The following is a 19,271-nucleotide window of genomic DNA, read 5'->3' on the forward strand; positions in this document are numbered from 1 at the left end:
TTTTCGAACCGTGCTGCCCGTCCATGACTGTGTTGAAGTACCTCCAGGCCTACCCCGAGCGTTTGCAGGATCAGGTGCGCCAACTGATTGCCGAAGGGCGACTGGGTGATTACCTCGATCAACGCTATTCGGGGCGGCATGACGTGCAAAGCGACAAGGCCTTGTACAGCTACGCGCTGGAGCTCAAGCAGCAGTACATGCGCAATGCGCCGGCCATCGACAAAGTGCTGTTCGACAACCGCCTCGACCTGACCCACCGCGCGCTCGGCCTGCACAGCACAGTCTCGCGGGTGCAGGGCGGCAAGCTCAAGGCCAACAAGGAAATCCGCATCGCCGCGCTGTTCAAGGACGCCGCGCCGGATTTTCTGAAGATGATCGTGGTGCACGAGCTGGCGCACTTCAAGGAATCGGATCACAACAAGGCGTTCTATAAACTGTGCGAGCACATGCTGCCGGGGTATCACCAGATCGAGTTCGATCTGCGTGTGTACCTGACGTGGCGGGATATGCAGGCTTGACCAATCAGGAAGGTGTGGATGGACGTCAGCAAGACCAAGAGCAGTTTCTATCGCCGTTTGTACGTGGCTTATCTGATCGATAGCGGCCTGGCGCCGAGTGTGCCGACGCTGACCGAAGTCACCGGCATGCCGCGACGCACGGCGCAGGACACGATTGCCGCGCTGGCCGATCTGGACATCATCTGTGAATTCGAACAGGAGGAGGGCGCGCGCAATCATGCCGGGCGCTATCGGATTCGTGAGTGGGGAGCGATTGATCGCGGGTGGATCGAGCGCAATTTGCGGCAGATAAAAGCGGTGCTGGAATACCCCTGATTTCTGCGCCGACGGTTCTTACGCCTTCGCGAGCAGGCTCGCTCCCACAATGGATATGCATTCCCTGTGGGAGCGAGCCTGCTCGCGAAAGGGCCTTCAGGACCGACGCATGCCGATGTGCGGAATGTCATCCTCGAGATATTCCTCGCCGACTGCGACAAACCCGTACTTGCCGTAATACCCCTGCAAGTGTGCCTGCGCCGACAGATAGATCGGAACCTGCGGCCAGTGCTTCTCGGCCTGTTTCAGTGCCTGTTCCATCATCTCGTGCCCCAGCCCCTTGCCACGCCCGGCAGGGGCGGTGATCACCCGGCCAATCACCACGTCGCCGCCTTGGGATTCCGGGTCCAGCAGGCGCAGGTATGCCATCAACTGATCATCTTCCCAACCCATCAGATGATGGGTATCGCCCTCCAGATCCTGGCCGTCGAGGTCCGGATAGGCGCATTTCTGTTCGACCACGAACACATCCGAGCGCAGCTTCAATAATGCGTACAACTGCTCTTTGCCCAGATCGCTGTGATGTTTGCAGATCCACTCGATTGTCATTTTGCGATTCCTTGACGATGTCGCCCGATACTAAGCGCAGCAGCGCCGTATGTCTGTATGGCGCAACAGTCTGTGATAAAGGTCAAAATGCCACTATTCCTTTCTCGCGCTGGCTGCGACTTTGTGTAATCTGCTCCAGAGCACTGTCCACTGGCTCCCATGAGCTAATGTTCAATGCTTGGGTTTTGCCGGTAAGGGGCCTTGGGTTTTGACGTGAAACCACGTCGGGCGGTTGCCCGCTGAGGATGTTCAAGCATGCTGCGATTGCTTCAAGCCGTTGCTTTGATCGGACTGCTGGTGCTCGGCCAGGATGCTGCGGCGCAGAAGCTGCGGCTGGCGTTCGATAATTGGCCGCCATTTACCGACGATGCACTGGTCAACGGTGGCCTGGCCACTGACATTGTCAGCACCGCACTGGCTCGCGCCGGTTATGCCAGCGGTTACGAGCAAGTGCCATGGGCGCGCGCATTGCTGGGGATTGGCGAGGGGCGTTACGACGTGCTGGTCAATGCTTGGTACAACGACGAGCGCACGCAGATCGGCCAGTTTTCCGGTGAGTACCTGATCAACCGCATCCGCTTCCTCAAGCGTAAAGACGCACCTATTGAATACAACAGCCTCGAGCAACTGCACACCTATCCGATTGCAGTGGTGCGCGGGTACGCCTATTCCGCACCGTTCGATGCCGACACGGCGATGCAGAAAGTCCCTGTGCACAACTTCGCCATGGGCGTGCGCATGCTCGCGGCGGATCGGGTCAAGCTGACGCTTGAAGATGAGTACGTAGCGAAGTATTACCTGGCGCGGGAATCGGCCAAGGTACGCAATTCGGTGGAGTTTTTACCCAAGCCGTTGAGTGAGAACAGCCTGCATATTCTGGTCAGCCTGAAGAACCCGCAGCATGAGCAGATCGTCGCCGGGTTTGACCGGGCGATTGCAGCGATGAAGGCTGACGGGACTTATGAGAAGTTATTGCGGCGGCATGGAATGTAGTTGGGAGCTACAAGCTTCAAGCGGCAAGCGGCAAGTTAGAAGCCGGGTAGCGTTTGGCTTGTAGCTTGTAGCTTGCAGCTTGCAGCTAGACCTCTTTGATCAAATGCGCCGCCAATGTCCGAAGCGGTCCCAACTGCCGGCAAATCAGGGCCAGCTGCGTCTGCACCAACCGCTGCCCTTCATCGATTTCATCCGGCATCTGCTCCAGCTCATTGGCCAGCGCTTCTTCTTCATCACTCTGAATTGCAATCGGTTGCTTGCTCGCAAGGCCTTGGGCGATTTCGTCGATGCTGCTCGCCAGTTTCGCCCCGGCGCCTTCGATCAGATGCTCACGAACCTCGGCCGGCAACTGTGTTTCGCGGTGCGCGCCGAGCCCTGACAAATAGCTGAGCAACGTGTGCGACAGCACCAGGAAGCGGAAGCCGACATCCGCCTCCTTACGGAAGTGTCCCGGCTCCATGAGCATGTTCGCCAGTGTCGTCGACAGCGCCGCGTCGGCGTTATGGGCGTTGCGGCGGGCCAGGCGATAGGCGAGGTCGTCGCTTTTGCCGGCGGCGTATTGCTGCATGATCTGGCGCAGGTAGATGCTGTTGCAGGTCAGGGTGTTGGCCAGCACTTTGTTCAGGCGCCGACCCTGCCAGTCCGGCAGGAACAGGAACACCGCCAGCCCGGCAATCAGGCTGCCCAACAGCGTATCGAACAGCCGTGGCAGAAACAGCCCGTAGCCATCGCCGACCTGATTGAAGCAGAACAGCACCATGATGGTGATCGCCGCCGTCGCCAGGGTGTAGCGGGTGGTGCGATTGGTAAAGAACACCACACCGGCAGCGATGGCGAAGCACGATTGCACCACCGGGTTGGGGAACAGATCGAACAGCGCCCACGCCACCGTCAGGCCAATGGCCGTGCCGATGATCCGCTGGCCGAGTTTGCGCCGGGTGGCGCCGTAATTCGGCTGGCAGACGAACAGCGTGGTGAGAATGATCCAGTAGCCTTGCGACGGGTGGATCAGGTGCACCATGCCGTAGCCGATGCTCAGTGCCAGCGGCAGGCGCAGGGCATGACGGAACAGCAGCGAAGTCGGCGTCAGTTGTGTACGCAGGCGAATCCACACGTCCTTGAGATTGCGCGGTGAGCGGTCGAGCAGGCTGCTGTCGGTGGCGTCCGCCAGGGCATCGGGGTTGCTGGCATCGCTGAGCAGGCGGTCGAGGGTGCCGAGGTTGGCCGCCAGTGCGCGTAGCGAGCGCAGCAGACCGCGCCATGCCGGGTTGCTCTGGATGCGCAAGTGTTCGAGGGAGGCGTGGAGGTCGTTCAGGGCTTCGGCGAAACTTGCGTCGTAGATGAACGGCTGGCGCATCTGGATTGACTCGGCCAAGGCCCGGCAGGCCTTGCCTTGCTGGCGCAGCAGGCGCTGGCAGCGGAACAGCACGTCGCTGTGGAAGAACGCCTCGGCCAGCGCGTTGTACGGATAGTGCGAAGAGCTGGCGCGTTCGTGAATGTCCTGCGCGAGGAAGTACAGCTTCAGATAACGGCTGACTTTCGAGCCGGGCCGACCGTTGCCGACCCGGTGCAGGATGATTTCCTTTGCAGTGTTCAGGGCGGCGACCACCCGGCCGTTCTGCTGCGCCAGTTCGAGGCGGCGGGCTTCGACGTCCATCTGCCGGATCGGCTCGAACAGCGAGGATTTCAGCTTCAGGTATAGGCCCAGTTCGCGGAACAGCCGCGCCAGACTTTGCTGCACCGGTTGATTGGAAAACAGCGCCTGCCATAGGACCGAGAGCAGGCCATACCACGCCGCGCCGGCGACCAGCAGCATCGGTTCATGCCAGAAATCGGTAACCGCGCCGCCGCGCTGATCGACGCCGATCATCGTGTACACGGAGAGAATCAGCGTCGCCGAGGCGATCGCGCCGTAACGCTCGCCCAGTGCGCCGAGCATGGTCAGGCCGAAACTGGCCAGCGCCAGGGCTACGGCAAAAATGATCGGGTAGGGAAAAAGCAATTCCACCGACAGCGCGGCGATGCTGAAACACACCAGCGTCACGGCGAGGGCGTTGAGGCGGCCCTGCCAACTGTCGTCGGTCTCGGCCAGGGCGCTGGCGATGATGCCGAGGAACAACGGGATCAGCAGGCCCATTTCATCCTGATACCAGCACAGCGCCATGCTGCCGGTCAGGGCGATGAATACCCGCACGCTGTAGCTGAATTTATCCAGCGCCCACAGGCGCCGCAAAGACTGACGAAACGAGGTCGAGGACATGAAGTGCGAAGGCCTTCCGAGGCGATGCCGCTAAATTGAGCCAGTAATGACGCCGACGCAATGGCGCCGAGCACATCTGACAGCAAAAAGTGTTCCTTTTACTTACACCACAAACCATTGTGGGAGCGAGCCTGCTCGCGAAAGCGGAGTGTCATTCAACATTGATGTCGACTGGTACACCGCATTCGCGAGCAAGCTCGCTCCCACAGGGTTTTGTATTTGGCCTTGAGTTAAGCGTACTGCGCGGCGGCGTAACCAGAGGCCCAGGCCCACTGGAAATTGAAGCCGCCCAAGTGCCCGGTGACGTCGAGCACTTCACCAATGAAGTACAGGCCCGGGCTTTTCAGCGATTCCATGGTCTTCGACGACACCTCGCGGGTGTCGACGCCGCCCAGGGTCACCTCAGCCGTGCGATAGCCCTCAGTCCCCGCCGGCACGACTTTCCAGCTGCCGAGCTTCTCGGCAATCTCCGCCAGTTCGGCGTGGGTGTACTGCTTCATTGGTTTGGAAACGAACCAGTTGTCCGCCAGCAGATTGGCCATTTTCTTGGTGAAGATCTCGCCAAGCAAAGTCTTCAGCTCGCTGTTCGGACGCTCGGCGACTTGCTCTTGCAGCCAGCTCGCCGCGTCGTGATCCGGCAGCAGGTTGATTTCCACCGTGTCGCCGGGCTCCCAGAACGAAGAAATCTGCAGAATCGCCGGGCCGCTGAGGCCACGGTGAGTGAACAGGATGTTCTCGCGAAAGCTCTGGTCATTGCAGCTGACCAGACAATCCACCGAAGTGCCGGACAGCTCTGTGCACAACTCCTTGAGCTGGTCGGTAATGGTGAACGGCACCAGCCCGGCGCGGGTCGGCAGCAGCTCATGGCCGAACTGTTTGGCGACCTGATAACCGAAACCGGTAGCACCGAGAGTCGGGATCGACAGCCCGCCGGTGGCGATCACCAGAGACTGGCACTGAACCTGACCAAGTGTGGTGTCGAGCAGATAACCGCTGTCGGTTTTTTCGATGGTCTGGATCGAAGTGTCCAGGTGCAGCTCGACGCCGGCCTGATCGCATTCATCAAGGAGCATGCCGAGGATGTCGCTGGATTTGTTATCGCAGAACAGCTGGCCGAGTTTCTTCTCGTGGTAGGGCACGCCATGTTTGCCGACCAGGCCGATGAAATCCCACTGGGTGTAACGCGCCAGCGCCGATTTGCAGAAATGCGGATTCTGCGAGAGGAAATTGCTCGGTTCGGTGTACATGTTGGTGAAATTGCAGCGGCCACCGCCGGACATGAGGATTTTCTTGCCGGCCTTGTTCGCGTGGTCGAGCAGCAACACCTGACGCCCGCGCCCGGCGGCGGTCAGGGCACACATCAAGCCGGCGGCGCCAGCGCCAATGATCACGACTTCGGTAGAGCGCAAAACGGTGTCCTCGGAAATATCACCACAAAACCAACTGTGTAGAAGCTATGCAGGAGCTATGCAGGAGCTATGCAGGAGCTATGTAGGAGCTGACGAGTGAAACGAGGCTGCGATCTCTTGATCTTGATCTTGCTTTTCAAGATCAAGATCAAGGTCAAGATCAAGATCAAGATCAAAAGATCGCAGCCTTCGGCAGCTCCTACAGGGGCATCGCGTTGTTCTAGAGAATGCGCACGCGCAACGAGCGGCCCTTGATCTTGCCGTCGTTCAGGCGCTGCAAGGCCTGCATGGCCACGGTGCGTTCAACGGCGACGTAGGCCTGGAAATCGAAGATCGCGATCTTGCCGACCTGCGCACCGGGAATGCCCGCTTCGCCGGTCAGTGCGCCAAGAATGTCGCCCGGGCGCACTTTGTCTTTGCGGCCAGCGCCGATGCACAGGGTGGTCATCGGTGGTTGCAGCGGCGCCAGGCCCTGGGACTTGAGGTTGTCGATCTGATCCCAGTTCAGCGGCGCTTTCTGCAGTTGTTCGATGGCTTGCGCACGATGAGCTTCGGACGGCGCGACCAGGCTGATGGCGATGCCTTTCTCGCCCGCGCGACCGGTACGGCCGACGCGGTGGATGTGGATTTCCGAATCGCGCGCCAGCTCGACGTTGATCACCATGTCCAGCGCATCGATATCCAGACCACGGGCCGCGACGTCGGTGGCAACCAGTACCGAGGTGCTGCGGTTGGCGAACATCGCCAGCACCTGATCGCGGTCACGCTGTTCCAGATCGCCGTGCAGGCCGACGGCGGAAATGCCTTTGGCGGTCAGGTGATCGACGGTTTCCTGCACCTGCTGCTTGGTGAAGCAGAACGCCACGCAGGACGCCGGACGGAAGTGGTGCAGGACTTTGGTCACCGCGCTCATGCGCTCTTCCGGGGAAATCTCGTAGAAGCGCTGCTCGATCTGCGTGTCGTCGTGGAAGGCTTCAGCCTTGACGGTCTGCGGATCGCGCATGAATTTCGAGGCCAGTTGCTTGATGCCCACCGGGTAGGTCGCGGAGAACAGCAGAGTCTGGCGGCGCTCCGGGGTCTTGATGATGATGTCTTCGATGGCGTCGTAGAAACCCATGTCGAGCATGCGGTCGGCTTCGTCGAGGATCAGCGTGTTCAGGCCATCGAGCACCAGCGAACCCTTGCGCAAGTGCTGCTGAATGCGCCCCGGGGTGCCGACGATGATGTGTGCGCCGTGTTCCAGCGAAGCGATCTGCGGGCCGAACGACACGCCGCCGCACAGGGTCAGGACCTTGATGTTGTCTTCGGCGCGGGCCAGACGGCGGACTTCCTTGGCCACCTGGTCGGCCAGCTCGCGGGTCGGGCAGATCACCAGCGCCTGGCAACCGAAGTAGCGCGGGTTGATCGGGTTGAGCAGGCCGATGCCGAACGCGGCGGTCTTGCCACTGCCGGTCTTGGCCTGGGCGATCAGGTCCATCCCCTTGAGGATCACCGGCAAGCTCTGCGCCTGGATCGGCGTCATCTGGGCATAACCGAGTGATTCGAGGTTAGCCAGCATGGCGGCGGACAGCGGCAGAGTATTAAAAGCGGTGGCGATGGTGGTCACGGGACTGGCCTGCAAAACAAAATGTCGCGCAGTGTAGCAGCCCCTTGCCAGTTTCCTCGACAGTTCTGGACGAACAGCGACTCAATCGATGTCCGCGAGCGGTTCCTGTCCGAAGATGACCCGTGGCGGGCGGATGTATCTGTGGCGAGGGGATTTATCCCCGATGGGGTGCGCAGCACCCCCAATACCTGCCACCTCAATTCATCCGGCTGACCGCATCCAACCTTTTGGGGCTGCTGCGCACCCCAGCGGGGATAAATCCCCTCGCCATAGAAGCTCTTCAGCAGCCACAGAAGTCCTTCAGCATTCACAGAAGTCCTTCAGCAGCCACAGATGTCCTTCAGCACAATCAGTGTTCGATGTGCTCCTGCGGCCGTTTCGCCCGGCGCCCGTCTTCCTTGGACAGCTGCGAGAAAATCGTCGCGGCGAGCATGGCCATGATGCCGACCGTGACGAAGGTCAGCTGGAACGCACCGAGTACGGTTTCCACGCCATCGTTGCCGACCTTCGCAGTGAAGCCACCAAGCAGCGCACCGGCGCAGGCCACGCCGAGGCTCAGCGACAACTGCGCGACCACCGACAGCAGACTGTTGCCGCTGCTCGCGCTGGCATCGTCGAGGTCGATCAGCGTCACCGTATTCATCGCGGTGAATTGCAGCGAGTTGATTGCACCCAGCACGGCTAGCAGGCACAGCAGCAGCCAGTATGGCGTCTGCTCGCTGACCAGACCCATGCTCGCCAGCATGATCCCCAGCGCCAGCGTGTTTCCGGTGAGCACGATGCGATAGCCGAGGCGTTCGATCAGCGGACGCGCGACCCACTTGGCGATCATTGCTGCAGCGGCCAGCGGCAACATGCTCATCCCGGCTTGCGACGGCGAATAACCCAGCGCCACTTGCAACAACAACGGCACCAGAAACGGCAAAGCGCCGCTGCCCAGTCGCGCGAACAGGTTGCCGAGAATGCCGACGGCAAACGTGCGGGTCTTGAACAATGACGGCGCGAACAACGGGTTTTCGATGTGCCCGGCGCGCAGCCAATACGCCGCCAGGCAGGCCATGCCGGCGAACAGCAGCAACATCACCCGCAGGTGCGGCAGGTGCAGTTCGCCAAGGCCTTCCATGGCGATGGTGATGAGGATCATCGCCGCGCCGAACAGCAGAAAACCGAGGCTATCGAAGCGCGTGCGCTCCGTGCCGCGCAGGTCGGGAATGAACTTCCACACCGCATAACAGCCGATCACCCCGACCGGCAGATTGATCAGGAAGATCCAGTGCCACGTCACGTATTCCACCATCCAGCCGCCCATGGTCGGGCCGATCAGCGGGCCGAGCAGGCCGGGAATGGTGATGAAACCCATGATCCGCACCAGTTCCGAGCGCGGGTAGGCACGCAGCACCACCAGTCGCCCGACCGGCAGCATCAGCGCACCACCGAGGCCCTGAATCACCCGCGCACCGATGAGCATGCTCAGACTGCTGGACAAAGCGCACAGCAACGAGCCGAAACTGAACAGCAGAATCGCGCCGAAGAAGATTTTCTTGGTGCCGAAGCGGTCGGCGATCCAGCCGGAGGCCGGGATCAGCAGGGCCACGGTGAGCATGTAGGCGATGATCACGCCCTGCATGCGCAACGGGTCTTCGGCCAGATCGCTGGCCATGGCCGGCAGCGCGGTGTTGAGGATGGTCCCGTCGAGGGACTGCATGAAGAACGCAATGGCAACGACCCACGGCAACCAGCGGGCGGTGATGGCGTCGAGAGGCGGGCGGTTGGGCATGGAACCTCGTGTGGGTGGTTAATCCAGATTTTTGTTCAAACATGAAACCCTGTGGCGAGGGGATTTATCCCCGCTGGGTCGCGCAGCGGCCCCAAAAAAGCGGGACTGCTGCGCAGTCCAGCGGGGATAAATCCCCTCGCCACAGTTTCTATTCCAACAGGTGATCCCCTGTGTGCCGGGGATCTTTGTTTTACAGCGTCAGGGTCAACCGGCTGACCAGCGCCCCCGGCAACAGCGATGACGAGGTATTGCGCTGGCTGTAGGTACTCGCCGACAGCAGCAGTTCGCGCTCGGTGGTCAACGCTTCCAGCTGCGAGCCGAGCAGGTTGTAGGCGCTGTCATCGAAACGCATGGTGCTGACCGGCGCCTGGATCTCGCCGTTCTCGACCCAGAAGGTCGCGAAGCGGGTCATGCCGGTCATGCGCGCCGCCGGTTGATCCGAGTAGTTCAGGTACCACAGGTTGCTGATGTACAGCCCGGTGCCCAACTGCTTGAGGATCTCTGCTTGCGACAGATCACCGGCGGCCATGTTCAATGCACTGGGCATTTCGCCGCCGCCCGCACCGTTCGCCGCCAGACCATATTCGGCGGCGCTGCGCGAGCCGACCAGCTGATCGCCGGCCCGGCCTTCGATGATCAGACGCAGATCGCTGCGCGGATAACCCTCGGCGGAAAACGCCGGGCTCAGGGATTCGCTGACTTTCTCATCCAGCGACACCAGCGGACTGAACGCCTGATCGCCGACGTAGAGTTTCTGCAACGGACTGCTCTTGCTGGCGATCGACTGGGCCGAGAACCCGCCCCAACTGAGCATGCCCATGATTTCTTCCAGCGCCGCTGGTGCCAGATAGGCGCGGTACTGTCCCGGTGCCAAAGTGCGTAACGGTCGGCCGAGAAACTCCAGTTGTTCGCGGGCCTGGGCGAAACGCCGGGCAAACCCTTCGTCGCTCCAGTCGTGCCCGGCGTAGCTGGCCTTCACCGCTTCGCCGTTTTCATGGAACAGGCTGAAGTCGAAATTGAAACTGTTGGCTTCATGCCAGCCGAACGCGCCGGCGGAGCTGGCGAACCCGCGACTGATCGGGCCGGCAGCATAGAAGCCGACCAGATCCAGACCTTCAGCGGCGGCGCAGATTTGCCCGACGACATCTTCGGTGTCCGGCAGCGGATGCGCTTGTACGTGCGTGCTCTGCCAGCTGTTGTGATTGAGCAGCAGGTACGGATCCTGCGGCAGCAGCGGCAGGGTTTCGCGCAATTGCTGCAGGCCCTCGGCGAGGCGTTGCAGATCGGCTTCCTGATCCCCGGACAAGGTGATCTGCAGGTCGGCGTGTCGACCGTCGTCGATCAGTTTCAGGCCGACGTTGGCCTGCTGTACTTGCCCGGCCTGGCGCACCTTGGCGTGATTGAAGCGCACGAACGCCGAGGCTTCGGCGGCGTAGCTGAGCGTGAACTGTTCCGGCTCGCGCACGCTGTCGCGCAGCCAGTTGACCATGACCTTGAAGGCGTCGGACTGACGCTTCGAAATGCTCATCAGGCGTCTCCCCCAAACACATCAATGTTGCTGAATACGCAGGCCGGCGAAGCGTGGCCGACGCGAATCACCTGGTTCGGTTCGCCCTTGCCGCAGTTCGGCGTGCCCAGCACCTTGACGGTGTTGGCATCGCCGACGGCGCGCAGGCTCTTCCAGAAGTGCGCGGAAATGGCCCGGTAGTTGGGATTTTTCACCACGCCTTTCAGTTCACCATGCTCGATCAACTGGCCCCATTCGCAGCCGAACTGGAATTTGTTGCGCGCATCGTCGATCGACCACGAGCGATTGGTGCTCATCAGGATGCCGTGCTCGATACCACCGATCATCTGCTCCAGCGTCTGATCGCCCGGCTCGATGTTGAGGTTGGCCATGCGGTCGATCGGCGGCCGGTTCCAGCCGCAGGCGCGGCTGTTGGCAACACCGTCGAGGCCGGCGCGATATTGCGACAATGCTCCGCCCAGCGGCCGCAACAGCAGGCCGTCGCGAATCAGGAATTGTTTGCTCGCCGCAGTGCCGTCGTCGTCATGGCCGTAGCTGGCGAGTTCTTCGGGAATGCCCGGATCGAAGGTCACGTTGAGCAGGTTGGAGCCGTATTGCAGGCTGCCGAAATCGCTGGTCTTGACGAAACTGGTGCCGGCGTAATTGCGCTCATCGCCAAGGATCCGGTCAAGCTCCAGCGGGTGACCGATGGATTCGTGGATCTGCAGCATCATCTGATCTGGCATCAGCAGCAGGTCGCGCGGGCCTTGCGGGGTGTTCGGCGCGAGCAGCAGTTGCAGGGCCTGATCGGCGACTTGCGGACCGGCACCGACCAGGCCGCAACGGCTGATGACATCGGCGCCACCCTGCTGGCCGAAGTTCTCGCGGCCGAGGCTGCGGGTCTGGCTGTCGTTGCCGTCGTAGGCGGTGACGTCGAGGCTCGGATAAACGAAGCGCTGGGCCTGGCGCAATTCGGCGCCGGCGCTGCTCAGGTAGATCTGCTCGACATGGGTGATGCCGATGCTCACCTGCCAATTGACCAGGCGCTCATCCTTGGGCACCGAGGCGGACTCCGCACCGAGCAGATCGAAGCATTCGCTCAGGGACGGGAAGGGCTGTTCGAGGTTGGGTGAAAAATAATCAGCGCGGTCACTGGAAAGCGTCTGCTCGCGCAGGTCGAGCAAGGCGTGCGGCTTGAGCCGGCGGGCTTGCAGTTCGGCGCGTTCAAGCGCGGCTTGCAGGCCTTGTTGCGACAAGTCGTTGGTCGCCGCGTAGGCTTCGACGCCATTGACGCGCACGGTGAGCATCGCCCCTTCATCGCGGCTCAGGCTCGGCGGTTCGGCGACGTTCTTGCGCACCGACAGAAACTGCCCGGACTCGCGCACATACCGCAGGGAAAAAAATTCAGCGCCCGTGCGCAAGGCAGCAAAGCGCTGCTTGAGCTGGGGGTGGAAATCGAACATTCGGGAACCTCCTTGTAATGGAGTAGCGGCATGGCGACAGCGGGGAGGGGTGAAACGGTTGCGCGAGGTCTAGAGTAGGCCTGCGTGGGGGTAGGATCAAGTGAAGAGGGGGTGTAGGGGGATTTACTGTGCAGCGGGGGAATTTGTGCTGAATTTGAGGGCCCATTCGCGAGCAGGCTCGCTCCCACAGTTGAAATGCATTCCAATGTGGGAGCGAGCCTGCTCGCGAAGGTCGCGCCTCGGTCTTACGACTTACTGCGTAACCGGAGTGATATCCCGCATCGGCTTGCCCTTCACCGGCGCGCCGTTCGCGACGTAATAAGCAGCGTTGCTGCGCGGCAGCGGCTTGCGGCCACGGATCTTGTCGGCGATTTTCTCGGCCATCATGATCGTCGGTGCGTTGAGGTTGCCGGTGGTGATGATCGGCATGATCGAAGCATCGACCACGCGCAGGCTCTGCATGCCGTGCACACGACCTTCGCCATCGACCACGGCCATCTCGTCGGTGCCCATCTTGCACGAGCAGGACGGGTGGAACGCGGTTTCGGCGTGCTCGCGGATGAACTTGTCGAGCTGCTCATCGGTTTGCACGTCGATGCCCGGGCTGATTTCGCGACCACGGAACGCGTCGAGGGCCGGCTGCTGCATGATTTCGCGGGTCAGGCGGATGCCGTCGCGGAATTCCTGCCAGTCCTGCTCGGTGGCCATGTAGTTGAAGAGGATGCTCGGGTGCTGGCGCGGGTCCTTGGATTTGACCTGGATGCGACCACGGCTCGGCGAGCGCATGGAACCCATGTGCGCCTGGAAACCGTGCTCTTTCACACCGTTGCTGCCGTTGTAGTTAATCGCCACCGGCAGGAAGTGGTACTGGATGTTCGGCCATTCGAATTCCGGACGCGAACGAATGAAACCGCCGGCCTCGAACTGGTTGCTGGCGCCGATGCCGGTGCCGTTGAACAGCCACTCGGCACCGATCGCCGGCTGGTTGTACCAGAGCAGCGATGGATACAGCGAAACCGGTTGGGTGCAGGCGTATTGCAGGTACAGCTCAAGGTGATCCTGCAGGTTTTCACCGACGCCCGGCAGATCGTGGACCACCGGGATGTCGAGGCTTTCCAGCAGTTTCGCCGGGCCGACACCGGAGCGCTGCAGAATCTGCGGCGAAGCGATGGCGCCGGAGCACAGCAGGACTTCCTTGCGCGCCTTGGCTTCAACACGTTCTTCAGCGTCGCCGATCAGGTAACGCACGCCGACCGCGCGCTTGCCTTCGAACAGAATCTTGTCGGTCAGGGCGTGGGTGACGATGGTCAGGGTCGAACGCTTCTTGGCGATGTCGAGGTAGCCACGGGCGGTGGAAGCACGGCGGCCGTTCGGCGTCACGGTGCGGTCCATCGGGCCGAAGCCTTCCTGCTGGTAACCGTTGAGGTCTTCGGTGCGCGGGTAACCGGCCTGCACGCCGGCTTCAACCATGGCGTGGAACAGCGGGTTGTTGCCGGCTTTCGGCGTGGTCACGCTGACCGGGCCGTCGCCACCGTGGTAATCGTTCGGGCCGATGTCACGGGTTTCGGCTTTGCGGAAGTACGGCAGGCAATCGAGGTACGACCAGTCTTCCAGGCCCGGCAGTTTCGCCCAGCCGTCGTAGTCCATCGCATTGCCACGGATGTAGCACATGCCGTTGATCAGCGAAGAGCCGCCGAGGCCCTTGCCGCGACCGCATTCCATCCGGCGGCCGTCCATGTGCGGCTCTGGATCGGTTTCATAGGCCCAGTTGTAGCGACGACCCTGCAGCGGGAAGGCCAGCGCGGCTGGCATCTGCGTACGGAAGTCGAGGCGGTAGTCCGGACCCCCGGCTTCGAGCAGCAGAACGGTGACGCCTTCGTCTTCAGTCAGACGGGTGGCAAGTGTGTTACCTGCAGAGCCGGCGCCTATGATGATGTAGTCGTATTCTTGAGTCATAAATTCTCCTGCGGGAGCTACAAGCCACTAGCTTCAAGCTGCAAGAAAAAGCAGCGAGCTGTGGCTTCGAAATCGGGGAGGGCGGCAACCCCAGACTGCTTTTACTTGCAGCTTGAAACTTGCCGCTTGCAGCTGATCAGCTAGCTGATCAGAACACCGAGACGTAATCGCCCAGCTCGACCTGTACCGATTTGATGCGGGTGAAGTTGTTCAGCGAGCTGATCCCGTTCTCACGGCCCACGCCCGACTGCTTGTAGCCGCCGACCGGCATTTTTGCGTCGGACTCGCCCCAGGCGTTGATCCAGCAGATACCGGCTTCCAGCTGATGAATCACGCGGTGCGCGCGGTTCAGGTCGCGGGTGACGATGCCGGCGGCCAGGCCGAAGTCGGTGTCGTTGGCGCGGCGGATCACTTCTTCTTCGGTTTCGTAGGAGAGGATCGCCATCACCGGGCCAAAGATTTCTTCACGCACGATGGTCATGTCGTCAGTGCAGTCGGTGAACACGGTTGGCGCAACGAACGCGCCTTTGGCGAATTCGCCGTCGGTCAGACGACCGCCGCCACACAGGACGCGCGCGCCTTCTTCTTTACCCTTGGCGATGTAACCCAAAACGCTTTCCATGTGCGGGAAGCTGACCAGCGGGCCGAAGTTGGTGTTTTCGTCTTCCGGGTTGCCAACGCGGATGCGGGCAACGCGCTCAACGATCTTGGCCTCGAACGCCGCTTTCAGGTGCGCCGGTACGAACACGCGGGTGCCGTTGGTGCAGACCTGACCGGAGCTGTAGAAGTTGGCCATCATCGCGGTGTCGGCGGCGCGATCGAGATCGGCGTCGTCACAGATGATCAGCGGCGACTTGCCGCCCAGTTCCATGGTCACGTCTTTGAGCGACGAAGCCGAAGCGCTGGCCATGACTTTCTTGCCGGTGTCGGTGCCGCCGGTGAAGGAGATTTTCTCGATGCGCGGGTGCTCGGTCAGCCAGGTGCCGACTTCGCGGCCGCTGCCGGTCAGGACGTTGAACACGCCGTTCGGCACGCCCGCTTCGGTGTAGATCTCCGCCAGTTTCAGGGTGGTCAGCGAGGTGACTTCGCTTGGCTTGAAGATCATCGCGTTACCGGCGGCCAGGGCTGGAGCGGATTTCCACAGGGCGATCTGGATCGGGTAGTTCCACGCGCCGATACCGGCGACCACGCCCAGCGGCTCGCGACGGGTGTAAACGAAAGAGGTGTCACGCAGCGGGATCTGCTCGCCTTCGATGGCGGGCACCAGGCCTGCGTAGTATTCCAGCACGTCAGCGCCGGTGACGATGTCGACGTACTTGGTTTCGGAGAAGGATTTGCCGGTGTCCAGGGTTTCCAGTGCGGCCAGCTCATCGTTGCGCTCGCGCAGGATGTCGACGGCGCGGCGCAGGATGCGCGAACGCTCCATGGCGGTCATGGCGGCCCAGATTTTCTGGCCCTTTTCGGCGCTGACCACAGCGCGCTCGACGTCGTCTTTGGTCGCACGTTGCACCAGTGCGAGGACTTCACCGTTCGCCGGGTTGATGGCTTCGAAGGTGGCGTCGCTGCCGGCGTCGGTATACGCGCCATCGATGTAGAGTTTTTGCAGTTCGAAACGGGCCATAGTGTCCTCGCAAGTGCATTGGTGGTTGGCGTTGCCCACCGCGATCACGCTGCGGTGGAGTTCAGGGGCTGAGCGTTTTCTGTGTGCTCTAGCTCACCTTCTTGGCCAATTGGAAATCCATGTATTCGTAAGCGATCTGTTGCGCCTGCGCCGTGTCGAAAGCGTCTCCCGACAGCGCGCCGCGCAACCACAAACCGTCGATCAACGCTGCCAGACCCCGGGCGGCGCTGCGCGCATCTTCGAGCGGCAGCACACGGCGGAACTGGCAGCACAGGTTGGAATACAGACGGTGATCGTTGATCCGCTGCAACCTGTGCAAAGACGGCTGGTGCATGCTGGTGGCCCAGAAGGCCAGCCAGGTTTTCATTGCCGGGCCATTGACCTGGCTGGCGTCGAAGTTGCCTTCGATGATCACCTGCAGATGCGCCCGTGGGCTGTCATCTGCCAGCGCCTGACGGCGCGCGGTGACGCTCTCGCTGAGGGCGGTCATCAGGTACCGCATCGTGGCGGCGATCAGGCCGTTCTTGTCCTGAAAGTAATGACTGATGATGCCATTCGAGACACCGGCCAACCGGGCGATCAGCGCAATGCTGGCGTCCCCCATTCCGACCTGATCGACCGCTTGCAAAGTGGCTTCGATCAATTGTTGGCGGCGGATGGGTTGCATACCGACCTTGGGCATCTTGCACATCTCCTTAGGCCTTCCGAGGGGCGAATGACGCCGATCGGATTGAGGGCCAGTCTATTTTGTTTTGATTGAACGTTCAATCAACAAAGAATAAGATCTGCGACAATTCGTCGCTGCCTACAGAAAATTCCTACGTGTGATGACGATAAAAACCGACACCTGAAACGGCTCGAAACCTGCGTGGGGCATGGCGCGGTTCGCGATTCGATGGACGTGTTGAAAGGGCAAGACGCTCGGGGCCAGGTTTCGGATGAACGTCCGTCGCCTCTGGCCACGAAAGCGAATACGCAACGCCATTTCGGCAGGTTCGGGCTTTTTTCGGAGTGTCTTTATATCACCCGCCGGTCGGCTGCCAACTAACCGATTGGTCGGGTTCCGTGATGCCTTGTGTTCTTCTCTCGCACTGCCTGGAGCATTTGTGCCATGAGTTCTGCCTCGCTAATAAAGACCCCGCCCGAGAAGGTGACGGTCAACGGTTGGGTGTTCTACACCTCGACCGCGCTGATTCTGTTGTTGACCGCCATTCTGATCATCGCCCCGCAAGAGGCCGGCAGAATGTTGGGCATGGCCCAGGCCTGGTTGTCGCGCAGCTTCGGCTGGTACTACATGGTGGTGATCGCCGCCTACCTGGTGTTCGTGGTCGGTCTGGCGTTTTCCTCGTACGGCAAACTCAAACTGGGCAGCAAGGACGACACCCCGGACTTCAGTTACGGCGCCTGGGCGGGGATGCTGTTCTCGTCGGGCATCGGCATTTCGCTGCTGTACTTCGGCGCGTCCGAGCCACTGGATCACTACTTCAATCCGCCGGAAGGCACCTCGGCCACAAACATGGCCGCGCGCCAGGCGGTGCAACTGACTTTCCTGCACTGGGGCCTGCACGGCTGGGCGATCTACGCACTGGTCGGTCTGGCCGTGGCGTATTTCGCCTATCGGCATAACCAGCCGCTGGCGCTGCGTTCGGCGCTGTATCCGCTGGTCGGCGAGCGTTGGGTCAAAGGCGCGGCCGGGCACGCGGTGGACGGCTTCGGCATGTTCGTGACCCTGCTGGGTCTGGTGACCAACCTGGGGATTGGCTCGCTGCAAGTGTCGTCCGGGCTGGAAAACCTGTTCGGCATGGAGCACAGCAACACCAACCTGCTGATCGTTATCATCGTCATGAGCACCGTGGCGACCATCGCCGCAGTGTCCGGTGTGGAAAACGGCATCCGTCGTCTGTCCAACCTGAACATCGTGCTGTTCAGCGGCCTGCTGATTTTCGTCCTGCTGTTCGGCCCGACCCTGCACCTGCTCAACGGCTTCGTGCAGAACATCGGTGACTACCTCAACGGCGTGGTGCTGAAGACCTTCGACCTGTACGTCTATGAAGGCGACAGCGCCAAGTCCGATCGCTGGCTGGGCCTGTGGACCCTGTTCTACTGGGCCTGGTGGATTTCCTGGGCGCCATTCGTGGGCATGTTCATCGCACGGATTTCCCGTGGCCGCAGCGTGCGTGAACTGGTCGCTGGCGTGCTGCTGATTCCGCTGGGCTTCACTTTGGCGTGGCTGTCGATCTTCGGCAACTCGGCGCTGGATCTGGTGATGAATCAGGGCGCGGTGGAGTTGGGCAAGACGGCGCTGGAACAGCCGTCGATGGCGATCTATCAATTGCTTGAGCATTATCCGGCGTCGAAAGTCGTCATCGGGGTGTCGATCTTTGTCGGCTTCGTGCTGTTCCTGACCCCGGCCGACTCCGGCGCGGTGATGATGGCGAATCTTTCCTGCAAGGGCGGCAACGTCGATGAAGACGCGCCGCACTGGCTGCGGATCTTCTGGTCGGTGGTGATCACGCTGGTGACCATCGGCCTGCTGTTCGCCGGCAACTTCGAAGCCATGCAGACCATGGTCGTGCTGGCCGGCCTGCCGTTCTCGGTGGTGCTGATCTGCTTCATGTTCGGCCTGCACAAGGCGATGCGCCAGGACGTGCAGATCGAACAGGAGCAAGCGCAACTGGCCGAGCGCGGACGCCGTGGTTTCAGCGAGCGCCTGACGCAACTGGATCTGCAGCCGAGCCAATCGGTGGTGCAGCGCTTCATGGACAAACACGTCACCCCGGCGCTGGAAGATGCAGCGGCGCAATTGCGCAATCAGGGCATTGAAGTGCAGACGCTGCTGGGCAAGGCCAAGCGCTGCATGGGTGTGCGGGTCGAGATGGAAGAGGGCAACCCTTTCGTTTACGAAGTGAGCCTGGATGGTTATCTGGCGACCCCGACCGAATCGGCGCAATCGGATGAAGCGCGTCAGCGTTACTACCGTGCTGAGGTGTATTTGCACAATGGCAGTCAGGATTACGACTTGATGGGCTTCACTCCTGAGCAGATCACCCGGGATGTGTTGGACCAGTTTGAAAGCCATCGGCAGTTGTTGGGGCGGGTTTATAGCTAAAGTCAAAAGCCTGCCCTCACCCCAGCCCTCTCCCGGAGGGAGAGGGAGCTGACCGAGGTGTCTTGCGCTATACGCCGACCTGGAAGACCGAGTCGATTATGGGTTTGGAACCCGACCGGAAGCTTCTCCAAGCCTGAGTTCGACTCGATTTCTCAGGTCGATGTAGCTCGAAAGTTCAACTGGGTCAG

Annotated in this window: 14 protein-coding genes and 1 pseudogene; 4 read left to right on the forward strand and 11 right to left on the reverse strand. The window is 61.2% G+C overall.

Going from position 1 to position 19,271, the window contains the following annotated elements:
- Positions 1–23 precede the first annotated feature (23 nt).
- Complete coding sequence (locus D6877_RS18150; RefSeq protein ID WP_130911665.1) at positions 24–518, forward strand: M48 family metallopeptidase; 495 nt, start codon at positions 24–26, stop codon at positions 516–518.
- Between the two features lie 18 nt (positions 519–536).
- Positions 537–833: a winged helix-turn-helix domain-containing protein gene (locus D6877_RS18155; RefSeq protein ID WP_016772794.1), complete on the forward strand. Its 297-nt coding sequence runs from the start codon at positions 537–539 to the stop codon at positions 831–833.
- Positions 834–929: 96 nt separating this feature from the next.
- Here D6877_RS18155 and D6877_RS18160 read toward each other — a convergent pair whose 3' ends face one another.
- The gene (locus D6877_RS18160; protein ID WP_130911666.1) at positions 930–1,382 is read right to left on the reverse strand and encodes a GNAT family N-acetyltransferase; all 453 of its coding nucleotides are present in this window, start codon (positions 1,380–1,382) and stop codon (positions 930–932) included.
- 255 nt (positions 1,383–1,637) lie between these two features.
- Here D6877_RS18160 and D6877_RS18165 point away from each other — a divergent pair, with 255 nt between their 5' ends.
- The gene (locus D6877_RS18165) at positions 1,638–2,375 is read left to right on the forward strand and encodes a transporter substrate-binding domain-containing protein (RefSeq protein ID WP_071173870.1); all 738 of its coding nucleotides are present in this window, start codon (positions 1,638–1,640) and stop codon (positions 2,373–2,375) included.
- An 85-nt stretch (positions 2,376–2,460) separates the two neighbouring features.
- On the opposite strand, the gene yccS is transcribed toward D6877_RS18165, so the two are convergent.
- The 10 genes and pseudogenes from yccS to betI all read right to left on the reverse strand — a co-directional run bounded on the left by yccS (position 2,461) and on the right by betI (position 16,656).
- Positions 2,461–4,635 carry a YccS family putative transporter gene (yccS, locus tag D6877_RS18170; RefSeq protein WP_130911667.1) on the reverse strand — a complete coding sequence of 725 codons (2,175 nt, stop codon included), beginning with the start codon at positions 4,633–4,635 and terminating at the stop codon, positions 2,461–2,463.
- Between the two features lie 117 nt (positions 4,636–4,752).
- Positions 4,753–4,854 (reverse strand): annotated as a pseudogene (locus tag D6877_RS29990) (metal ABC transporter ATP-binding protein); the annotation flags it as partial.
- Between the two features lie 11 nt (positions 4,855–4,865).
- Positions 4,866–6,044, reverse strand: a complete 1,179-nt coding sequence (locus tag D6877_RS18175; RefSeq protein WP_130911668.1) for an NAD(P)/FAD-dependent oxidoreductase — start codon at positions 6,042–6,044, stop codon at positions 4,866–4,868.
- Positions 6,045–6,264: 220 nt separating this feature from the next.
- Positions 6,265–7,650, reverse strand: a complete 1,386-nt coding sequence (gene dbpA, locus D6877_RS18180) for an ATP-dependent RNA helicase DbpA (RefSeq protein ID WP_024014613.1) — start codon at positions 7,648–7,650, stop codon at positions 6,265–6,267.
- Positions 7,651–7,999: 349 nt separating this feature from the next.
- On the reverse strand, positions 8,000–9,427 hold the full coding sequence (mdtD, locus tag D6877_RS18185; RefSeq protein WP_130911669.1) for a multidrug transporter subunit MdtD: 1,428 nt from the start codon (positions 9,425–9,427) through the stop codon (positions 8,000–8,002).
- A gap of 190 nt (positions 9,428–9,617) precedes the next feature.
- Positions 9,618–10,955: a TldD/PmbA family protein gene (locus D6877_RS18190; protein WP_073476436.1), complete on the reverse strand. Its 1,338-nt coding sequence runs from the start codon at positions 10,953–10,955 to the stop codon at positions 9,618–9,620.
- Positions 10,955–12,397, reverse strand: coding sequence for a TldD/PmbA family protein (locus D6877_RS18195; protein ID WP_130911670.1), 1,443 nt, complete (start codon positions 12,395–12,397; stop codon positions 10,955–10,957). Before D6877_RS18195 ends, D6877_RS18190 begins: the two co-directional genes overlap by 1 nt.
- Positions 12,398–12,649: 252 nt before the next feature.
- A complete protein-coding gene (betA, locus tag D6877_RS18200; RefSeq protein WP_122612391.1) occupies positions 12,650–14,353 on the reverse strand; it encodes a choline dehydrogenase in 1,704 nt (567 codons plus the stop codon).
- 148 nt (positions 14,354–14,501) lie between these two features.
- Positions 14,502–15,974 (reverse strand): betaine-aldehyde dehydrogenase, encoded by a 1,473-nt coding sequence (betB, locus tag D6877_RS18205; RefSeq protein WP_130911671.1) that lies wholly within the window; start codon positions 15,972–15,974, stop codon positions 14,502–14,504.
- A gap of 88 nt (positions 15,975–16,062) precedes the next feature.
- Positions 16,063–16,656 (reverse strand): transcriptional regulator BetI, encoded by a 594-nt coding sequence (gene betI, locus D6877_RS18210; RefSeq protein ID WP_008085771.1) that lies wholly within the window; start codon positions 16,654–16,656, stop codon positions 16,063–16,065.
- Positions 16,657–17,142: 486 nt separating this feature from the next.
- Here betI and D6877_RS18215 point away from each other — a divergent pair, with 486 nt between their 5' ends.
- Positions 17,143–19,083: a BCCT family transporter gene (locus D6877_RS18215; protein ID WP_223630511.1), complete on the forward strand. Its 1,941-nt coding sequence runs from the start codon at positions 17,143–17,145 to the stop codon at positions 19,081–19,083.
- Positions 19,084–19,271: the final 188 nt, after the last annotated feature.

The sequence above is a fragment of the Pseudomonas sp. Sample_9 genome, assembly GCF_004307535.1.
GTDB classification, from domain to species: domain Bacteria; phylum Pseudomonadota; class Gammaproteobacteria; order Pseudomonadales; family Pseudomonadaceae; genus Aquipseudomonas; species Aquipseudomonas mercuritolerans.

What these genes read in the sequence shown, in the direction of transcription:
- yccS (WP_130911667.1), bottom strand. Translation starts at nt 4,635, where the DNA reads ATGTCCTCGACCTCGTTTCGTCAGTCTTTGCGGCGCCTGTGGGCGCTG.
- D6877_RS18160 (WP_130911666.1), bottom strand. Translation starts at nt 1,382, where the DNA reads ATGACAATCGAGTGGATCTGCAAACATCACAGCGATCTGGGCAAAGAG.
- D6877_RS18155 (WP_016772794.1), top strand. Translation starts at nt 537, where the DNA reads ATGGACGTCAGCAAGACCAAGAGCAGTTTCTATCGCCGTTTGTACGTG.
- D6877_RS18190 (WP_073476436.1), bottom strand. Translation starts at nt 10,955, where the DNA reads ATGAGCATTTCGAAGCGTCAGTCCGACGCCTTCAAGGTCATGGTCAAC.
- mdtD (WP_130911669.1), bottom strand. Translation starts at nt 9,427, where the DNA reads ATGCCCAACCGCCCGCCTCTCGACGCCATCACCGCCCGCTGGTTGCCG.
- D6877_RS18165 (WP_071173870.1), top strand. Translation starts at nt 1,638, where the DNA reads ATGCTGCGATTGCTTCAAGCCGTTGCTTTGATCGGACTGCTGGTGCTC.
- betI (WP_008085771.1), bottom strand. Translation starts at nt 16,656, where the DNA reads ATGCCCAAGGTCGGTATGCAACCCATCCGCCGCCAACAATTGATCGAA.
- betA (WP_122612391.1), bottom strand. Translation starts at nt 14,353, where the DNA reads ATGACTCAAGAATACGACTACATCATCATAGGCGCCGGCTCTGCAGGT.
- D6877_RS18150 (WP_130911665.1), top strand. Translation starts at nt 24, where the DNA reads ATGACTGTGTTGAAGTACCTCCAGGCCTACCCCGAGCGTTTGCAGGAT.
- betB (WP_130911671.1), bottom strand. Translation starts at nt 15,974, where the DNA reads ATGGCCCGTTTCGAACTGCAAAAACTCTACATCGATGGCGCGTATACC.
- D6877_RS18195 (WP_130911670.1), bottom strand. Translation starts at nt 12,397, where the DNA reads ATGTTCGATTTCCACCCCCAGCTCAAGCAGCGCTTTGCTGCCTTGCGC.